Consider the following 9,504-nt stretch of genomic DNA (forward strand, 5'->3'; position numbering starts at 1 on the left):
GTATAATATCAATTTTATCTCTCCCAAAATTGGTAGTACTTCAATTCATTCCGTGAAAAATCAACTAAAATTAAATTGAAAAACATTTTTGATTCAGCAATCACCATTAGATAATTGACATTCTAAATTATTTTTTCTCGTAATGTCAAAGGATAAATATTTTCTATTGTGTTTGTCATAATTACATCTTGATTTATAATGCACGCATTATCTTTTATTAAGTCGAATTTTCTTTTTTTAGAATGCAAAAAGGAATGTATTAAGAAAGTTTTTTAAAATATGCCAAATTTCAGATAGTTTCAGTAAGTGCTTACTAAATAAAAAGGAAAAATATTTTAAGAATAATATTAATATTATCTGGATTAAAAAATTTCTGTTTCTTTGTCCTTATATCATTCCCTGGTCAGCAAAAGAGAAATGTGAATCTGAGGTAAGAGTAAAATGACCTACCAAATTCATGTCTAGTATTTGTGCGGCATCTTTATCGACTCATCAATTTTTCGTGTATTGCAGAGGAATGGTAAAATAATAAAAGTAAACACTCTTCTCAGAGTGTTTACTTTTATTATTTTAAATTATACCTGATTACTCTTGACATAATTTTTTTAAATAAGACATCGCAGGTCCATTTATTAAACTTTCTCCAATATCAAAAGGTAAACCGTTACAGGGACAGTTACATGTAACTGCTGAAGGATTCTAGACGACATTATATCCAGTTAGTAGACAAACAGGAATCAGTAAATAAAGTTTTGATTTCATATCTCTTTATGCTGCAATAATATTCCCATCCAGCATTATTATTTTACCTTCCCCATCAGCAATCAGATAAAAATTTTTTATTTTTTCTGCAGAAATTTATATTTCACAAAAGGAGTCGTTGCATAAACTACTTATGAAATAACATTTTTAGCGTTAGCTACAGGTTTAATTCTTGATGGTGATCGTAAGTTGGCAGTGGGGTTGAAGACGTACAATGACTGGATGTCAACTTGTTCTGAGGTTACCCAACAATATATAAAGTGGCTCATGGTCATCATTCAGTTTAGAATCTACTCTCTATATGCCACAAAAAAGAAATTAATTTATACTTTGAGATACAACTCGATATCTTTTTAGTAGAGTAATACATTAGGTGTGTATGTAATCTATGTCTGCATCTTAAGAATGTCCTTCAGGTAATGGTAAATTATTATTTCTGATGAAATTGATCAGTTCGTTGTATTTTTCTTCGTAATTTCCACCAGAGCATTGGTCAGAAATACTGCAAATATCAGAAGGTCTAATCTCTAAAATACTGGAAATTTTTGTAAGAATGTCCAGATTGATCTTTACTTTAGAATTTTCAATATCGGAATATGCTTTTTGGGAGATTCCCATCTCAAAAGCCATGTATTCCTGCGTAAGATCTTTATCTCTTCTTATTTTTCTGATATTATGTCCGCATGCCTTCATCACTTTTGCTTTAGTAGTTTTTGGTATATTTTAGAAGTATAGCTAATAGTATTCAGCAAAGTTACACATTACCTTTGAAAAAACATCAAGAGCATCAAATGACATCTATATTGGCTTCTGCACATTGGTAATATTGGTATTTTGTACGAATTAAATAAGTTTTACATCTAAAAGGAATTATGAAGACGCAGCAATTTAACTATGACAATAATATTGTCAGGGCATTTCTCTATGCAACGATCGCATTTGGGATTATCGGTTTTATCTTGGGATTAACCGCAGCTTTAATGCTGTTTTATCCAGAGTTGCCGGAATTTTTATTCGGTACGGATGACACAACAATTCAAAGCTTGCGGAGTGGAAACATACAGGGATTGATTAATTCCCAGGGAGCGTTAGGATTTGGAAGAATTAGAATGCTTCATACGAGTGCCGTTATTTTTGCATTTGTCTGTAATTCATTTTTCTGCGGCGCCTATTACAGCATGCAGCGACTTCTGAAAACAAGAATGTACAGCGATACATTATCATGGGTTCACTTTTGGACATGGCAGATTATGATTGTTGCAGTTGTTATTACATTTTTAATGGGTATTAATACTTCGAAAGAGTATTCTGAGCATGAGTGGCCCATTGATATTCTGATAACATTCTCATGGATTATTTTCGGAATCAATATGTTCGGGACCATTTATAGGAGAAGGGTTAGACACCTCTATGTTGCTATCTGGTTTTACATAGCAACTTGGATTGCCGTGGCAATGCTGCATATATTTAACAATCTTGAAGTTCCGCTGTCATTCACAGGCTGGAAATCATACTCCGCTTATGCAGGAGTGAAAGATGCACTTGTTCAGTGGTGGTATGGACACAATGCAGTAGCATTTGTATTGACAACTCCTGTTTTAGGATTGATGTATTATTTTATGCCTAAAGCAGCAAACAGACCGGTATTTTCTTATAAACTGTCCATCATTCACTTCTGGTCACTGATCTTCGTATACCTTTGGGCGGGACCGCATCACCTTCAGTACACCGCATTGCCGGCTTGGGCTCAGGCGGTAGGAACCGGTTTTTCCATTATGCTTATCGCACCATCGTGGGGTGGAATGCTGAATGGGCTTCTTACATTAAGAGGTGCTTGGGATAGAGTACGCGAAAATCCTATTCTGAAATTTTTTGTGGTTGCAATTACCTGTTATGGAATGGCCACTTTCGAAGGTCCACTGTTAGCGACAAAATCATTGAACAAAATCGGTCACTATACAGACTGGGTTATTGGACATGTACATTTGGGAGCTCTGGGATGGAACGGGTTTATGGCATTTGGAGTTGTTTATTATTTAATTCCTATCATGTGGAGAACTGATCTGTGGTCTAAAAAGCTGGCCAACTGGCATTTTTGGATGGGAACTTTGGGAATTATTTTCTATGCTGTTCCGATGTACATTGCCGGATTTACTCAAGGTTTGATGTGGAAGCAATTCAATCCGGACGGAACTTTATTATGGAAAAACTGGTTGGATACTGTAACTGCAATTATTCCCTATTTTAAATTAAGGTTTTTGGGTGGGCTGTTTTATTTGGTCGGAGCTTTATTAATGGTAGTTAACGTTTACAAAACCATTAGAAAAGGTTCATTTCAAAAAGACGTTCCAGCTCAAGCTCCTGCTTTAGCAAAAATTAGCAACTCGAGAAAGGAAGGTGAAGGTGTACATCTTTGGCTGGAAAGAACACCGCACCTATTATCAATATTGGCACTTATCACGATCGCTATCGGCGGTCTTGTTGAGATCATTCCTACACTTACTGTGAAAAGTAATCTGCCTCAAATTTCAGCAGTAAAACCCTATTCGCCTCTGGAATTGGAAGGTAGAGATCTTTACATTCGTGAAGGTTGCAACTCCTGTCATTCACAAATGATCAGACCATTCCGTGATGAGGTGATGAGATTTGACGGAAAAAACGGACAATATTCTAAAGCCGGGGAATTTGTCTATGACAGGCCATTTTTATGGGGATCAAAAAGAACAGGTCCCGATTTACATCGAGAGGGTGACAGAAATCCGGATTCATGGCACTTTAAGCATATGTATAATCCCAGAATTACTTCTGCGGGCTCGATCATGCCTCGTTTTCCTTGGTTGATCAGCAATAAACTCGATCGTTCTATGATGGTCGATAAGATTAAATTAATGAAAAACACTTTTGATATACCCTATACCAAAGCGGAAATTGATTCAGCAGATCAATGGGCAGATCATCAGTCGAGAGATATTGTAAAAAGAATTTACGCTGAAGCAACAGATGTTAAAGATCAGATGGATAAAGAAAAAACAGTCAAAGGAGAGATATTTATCCCTCTTGAACAGAGAGAAATTGTTGCGATAATCGCATATCTGCAAAGACTGGGAACGGATATAAAAACAACAGAAATCAAAACAGCCAGTGTAAAATAGTGAATGACAAAAAAATAAGATGAAAACGAGAACACCAATTTTTATATATATAATCATCGTAGTAGGTTTAACGATCATGGCTTTCGAAATGTTCACAGAGAATTCGAGCTACTTTATGTCGCCTTTTTTCTGGATACTGCTTCTGATCGTAATGATCCTTATGATAATCTTAAATTCGATCGGAGATTTAATTGAAAACGAACATTTCAAAAATATTTCCGACGAAGAAAGACAGTTGTTTATAAAAGAAAAGTCAACTCCTTATTTTACAAAACTTTGGAATTCCGCTTTCACAAAGCAATCGCAGTCTGATGAAAAAGATATTCTGATAGATCATGGCTTTGATGGAATTACTGAACTTGATAATTCTTTACCAAAATGGTGGATCGGTCTTTTTTATTTTGGTATGGGTTTCTGCGCCGTTTATATGTTCGCATTTACCTTTACAGATTATGCACATCCCGATGCTGAGTATGATGAGGAAGCAAGAATGCAGATTGCCTCGATTGCGGAGTATGAGAAAAACGCACCAACAGTCAACATAGAAACTGCAAAATATAGCGCAGATAATATTTTAGAAGGTGAACAGATTTTCAAAACCAACTGCGTGTCTTGTCATGCAGAGGCAGGCAAAGGTGGGATAGGGCCTAATCTGACGGATAAACACTGGATCAATATCAAAGAAAAAAGTCTCTTCAAGAATATTTTTTGGATGCTTGAAAACGGATCACCCAATAATCCTGCAATGAGGCCTTTTATTAAAGAAGGCACAATTTCAGGACGGGACGCAGAAAAGATTGCAGCGTACATTTATCATATCAATCAAGAAAAAGATCCTGTCACACAGGCTGCAGGCGGTGCTGCACCACAAGGCCAGATAGCTGTCTGGGAATAATATTGCTGAACCAAATTTACCTATAAGATAAAATCCATTGCCCTTATCACAGTTGGCATCTACCTTTTCTATTCACTTTCTTCTTTTCAACCGACAGATTTGATAAGGGCAATTTAAGACTTATAAAACCTTACTTTATTTTAAAAAAAATGAACAAAAAACCTTTACACACTTTTCATATTCCTGTAATGGGTTTAGCTTATACGATCGATACTCCTATTCGTCTGGCTCATTATGGAATCTCTTCAGTCATCTCAATTATTGATGATGAAATTATTGAAAGAATGAGAGTTTTTTACAGCGAGAAATTCAAAATGAAATACGATACAATATCTGTAAAAGCTGAAGATTACCGTGCAGAAAGAATAACTGCATACCTGAATATGGTGGATGATATTGTACAGGAGAAGTTTAAGAGATTTAAAGAAACTCTTGCTGTCAATATGGATGCTTTGCGAAATTTCGTGAGCATGCTACCGAGTTCGACATCATTGAAAAAACAGTTGCAGCAATTTATTTCTGAAGCTACACCCGATAAGAAAGCAGTGCAAGACTATCTTGATGCGCACTTTTCACCAGGAAGTATAGACGTTAATATCATGACTAAAATTGATAAAGGGAATTTCTCAGATCATAAAGAGTTACCTATTATTTACAATGATGCACACGCTTCTCTACGTGGCTACGCGAAAAGTAAATTATCATCATCAATGATCTTATCTGCCGGTTTCAATCCTAAGCTGTTAAGCTATGTAGAGCAATTTGAAGATTTTTATCCTGATAGCAACGAGTACTTAAAGAAGAAGATTATAATCAAAGTCAGCGATTTTAGATCTGCTATGATTCAAGGTAACTTTCTGGCAAAAAAAGGGCTTTGGGTGAGCGAATATAGAATAGAGTCGGGATTAAACTGTGGTGGACATGCTTTTGCGACTGATGGTTTTTTATTAGGACCAATTTTAGAAGAGTTCAAACAAAAGAGAGAGGAGTTGGTACAATCATCTTTTACTTTAATGGTATCTTCACTGAAAAATAAAAATAGATTTGTTCCGAACGAGCCACCAGCCATGAGAATCACTGTACAAGGTGGGGTAGGCACTGCGGAAGAACATCAATTTTTTCTGACAAACTATCAGATGGACAGCGTAGGGTGGGGTTCTCCCTTTTTACTGGTACCGGAAGCAACATCAGTAGATTCTGAAACCCGACAATTGTTGGCAATTTCCAGAGAAGATGATTTTTATGTAAGCAACATATCACCATTAGGAGTACCTTTTAATACCGTGAGGGGATCATCCAACGAAATGTTGATGAAAAGAAATAGAGTCAAAAACAGATTTGGCAGCTCATGTCCTAAAAAGTTCCTGGCTTTAAATAAAGAATATTCACAGCAAGGCATCTGTACAGCTTCTAAAAAGTTTCAAGATCTAAAGCTCGAAGAGCTAAGGCGTTCTGGAGACATTGAAAGTTCTCAGATGCTGTTACAGCAGAAAGAAGAAATTTTTGAAAAATCATGTTTATGTGTAGGGCTGGCCAATGCTGCTTATATTGAGAACGGTATTAAAATGAAGGGCGAGCAGCAGGGAGTCGTGATCTGTCCTGGTCCAAATCTAGCTTATTTTAATAAGGAGGTTTCTCTTTCACAAATGATCAGGCATATTTACGGAGATGATCATATACTTTCTGATTCTTATCGTCCCCACGTATTTATCAATGAACTGAAAATGTATGTAAACTTTTTTAGAAAAGGATTATCGAATGCATCAAATGTAAATCCTCTGGAAAAGAAAAAATGGGAGAGTTTCAAAAAAAATATTCTGGATGGTATCGTTTATTATGAGAAGATGTTCAAAGATTCATCTGTCTTTAATTTGCAGAGAGTTCAGATTTTCGAAGAACTTCGTACATATAAACTTACTGTTCTAATTGATGAATTGAAGAATTAACATTTATTGTCTCAATAATTGTCAGGATTGATGGATGCCATTATGATGAAGTATAGTGCATGAATGTCAAGCAACAAGCAAATGTAGAAGTCGTTAATATGCTGAAAAGATATACGTAAGATTTCGTAAACATCGCAATTTCATTACAATCTGAAATGTTAAGGATTTATTAAACAGCATCTTAAGGAAAGTAAAAAATCCCCTGTTTTAAAAATGAAACGTTGGGGATTATACTATTAATATCGTAAATATATCTAACCAATTATTATGCCATGCATTGTAATTTTGGTAGGCATTTATATAGGATTGAGGGTGCCGTTCAAAGGTTATGATAAATATTTACCGACGACTGCTTCAAGATCCCACAAATCAAAAGGTTTCTTTAGGTAATCATTAGCCCCTGAGCGATTTTTTATATTGACGATGTTAGTACTGGCACTTACCAAGATGATAGGTATTTTACTGAGCTTTTGATCTCTACGCAGCTGTGTTATTGCTTCAACACCTCCAATTTCAGGAATCAGATAATCCATTAAAATCAGATCAGGCTGAAACTGATCTGTACATTCTACCACATTGTTTGAAGTATGTGATACAGCCACATCATAGCCATTTTCAAGAAAAATCATTTGCAATACATCAAGTATAGCTTCATCATCGTCAAAAATTAATATTCTTTTTTTGTACATAATCAAATATGTTTAATTGCATTCACTTTAAGCAGATATTTATATATGCGAATTACAGCTTAAAAATACAAATCTTTCAAAATAGTGAGAATAACACTTTTGACTATTTTAAAAGTTGTCGTAATTATTCATAAATTTTTACACTGGAAATCATAAGTCTTCGGTATGCGTAGATTTCCTGCAATAAATTAGTGAGCAAGTTGATTTTTTCAAATAGATTAATGTAAAAGATAGGATAAGAGCTTTCAGCATGTCTACTTAAGCTGATGCCACCTTGGTAATGCTCGCTGTTTTCTTAAATTTCCATTCTTCGACTTTTTTATTTTTTATATTATTTTAACAAAATTCAAAAAATTACTTCTCAGCGTGAGTAAAGTATTTCGGTAGCTTACGCTAAGATATCTTAAATCAGAATTTCCCTAAATTGTAGCAAATACTAACTTTTATGCGTCCTTCGTTTTTAAATCTCACATGCTTTAATCGATATCAATGTCCCGTGAAGTACAATGAGTTGCTTCAGATTTCCATGGTTTACCTGATTTTGATATCTCTGCTACTATGATAAATATGATGAAAGTCGAACTTTTCGACTAGCGAAAATCTTGAAGATTTTTAAAAAAATGATTATGATGAAAAGAAATTTTAATTATCATAACGGGCTGTGCAAAAAGAGTGACGGGTTTTCTTTCAATTCGAATTAAAAATTATGTGATCATATCAGAAAATATTTTTTTCACTCGAATTATAAGGAAAGAAGTCATGTTGATAACAGAATTAAAGAATTAAGGAAGATTAATTATAATGAGAGATAAAGGGTTATTGGTATAATATATTCATTGATAATAAAATATGAATGTGCTATTATCACTATAATAACAAAAAAAAACATCATTTTGTTTCTTATATCCAGTAATTGTGACTATCTTTGATAACGCACAATTTATAGAACATCTGGTGTGTGAAAATTATTGCCTGATATTTATTCTCCAATCATGAAAGTTTCAAATTTGAAGTTTGCGAAAAGGCAGTCGTACATACTGCTCTTTGGACTTATAATAACATCTTCTGCTGTGGTTATTTGCGGCTGGATGATTTATAACATTTTTATTATTCCACTATTACTTATTTTTATTTATCTGTTTATTGTCTGCAAGAGTACGTCTATTGAGCTATCAGGAGGTTGCTTTACAATTAGAAAAAGTCATCCTTTAACTTTCAATAGGTTCATAACACCATATTTTGAACTTCCGTATTCCCGACTTTTGGAATATAAAATGGACAAAAGCTTTAGCACCAGTAAACTAATTTTGAAAGTAAATTCAAAAAGAAAAAATAAATTTATACTTAAAATTTCGTTAAGGGGATTCACCAGTGTACAAATTGTAAAACTTGAAACGTCATTAGCAACCGTATTTATACCTCCGGACAATAGTAATAGTACAATTCAAAGAGTTGCTTAAAAATTATTTTCAATAACTGCATCTTTAATGATTTTATAACGTGTTCTTAAAATATTTTTTTTGATTAGTAAAGATATATTAAGGATCATTTAAGCATTTTTTTTAAAAATTCTGATAATTTAAATGTGGAGCGTAGAATATTCTTCAAATAACTTTTATATAATTCAAGTCGTCATTGGCAAAGCATCAATGTTTACAAATGATGGAATGCTTTATTGTTTTAGATAGTTTTTATGCTAAATGATCTTCACTATTATTGATTGAATCTAAGGCAGTATTGTAAGAGTTTATAAAAAACGATTTTTTCTGTGCTTGCAGTATTTTCTGAAGATTGATTCAATACATAAAGAATCTATTTGCGCCAGTGTATTTTGCTTTTAGAATTTAAAGATAAAACAGTCATAGCTGCTTGGTTACTTATGAATAATCTTTCATGTTCCAAAATATTTTAAGTTATAAGTATAAGTAGGTTTACTTTCTCATACAATATTATCTGAAAAATTAGATTGTATTTATCTATATTAATACGATTTCAAATAAATAATAAATAAATGATTATCAGTATAACATTATAAAGTAAGACATCTCTTGTATATATAT

The 9,504-nt window shown here is 33.7% G+C and carries 5 protein-coding genes; 3 read left to right on the forward strand and 2 right to left on the reverse strand.

The features are described 5' to 3' along the window. Window positions 1-1,161: 1,161 nt before the first annotated feature. Window positions 1,162-1,455, reverse strand: coding sequence for a helix-turn-helix domain-containing protein (locus tag OMO38_RS19945; protein WP_264751937.1), 294 nt, complete (start codon window positions 1,453-1,455; stop codon window positions 1,162-1,164). A gap of 179 nt (window positions 1,456-1,634) precedes the next feature. Between OMO38_RS19945 and ccoN the strand changes: the two genes are divergently transcribed. From ccoN to OMO38_RS19960, 3 genes are all read left to right on the forward strand, one after another. Beyond that, complete coding sequence (gene ccoN / locus OMO38_RS19950; protein ID WP_264751938.1) at window positions 1,635-3,914, forward strand: cytochrome-c oxidase, cbb3-type subunit I; 2,280 nt, start codon at window positions 1,635-1,637, stop codon at window positions 3,912-3,914. Between the two features lie 19 nt (window positions 3,915-3,933). Beyond that, window positions 3,934-4,809 carry a c-type cytochrome gene (locus OMO38_RS19955; RefSeq protein WP_264751939.1) on the forward strand — a complete coding sequence of 292 codons (876 nt, stop codon included), beginning with the start codon at window positions 3,934-3,936 and terminating at the stop codon, window positions 4,807-4,809. Between the two features lie 149 nt (window positions 4,810-4,958). Further along, entirely contained in the window at window positions 4,959-6,755 is a 1,797-nt protein-coding gene (locus OMO38_RS19960; RefSeq protein WP_264751940.1) for a hypothetical protein, read from the forward strand. A gap of 326 nt (window positions 6,756-7,081) precedes the next feature. Here OMO38_RS19960 and OMO38_RS19965 read toward each other — a convergent pair whose 3' ends face one another. Next, entirely contained in the window at window positions 7,082-7,444 is a 363-nt protein-coding gene (locus tag OMO38_RS19965; RefSeq protein WP_264751941.1) for a response regulator, read from the reverse strand. Window positions 7,445-9,504 lie beyond the last annotated feature (2,060 nt).

Source organism: Chryseobacterium kimseyorum, assembly GCF_025971945.1.
GTDB lineage: Bacteria > Bacteroidota > Bacteroidia > Flavobacteriales > Weeksellaceae > Chryseobacterium > Chryseobacterium kimseyorum.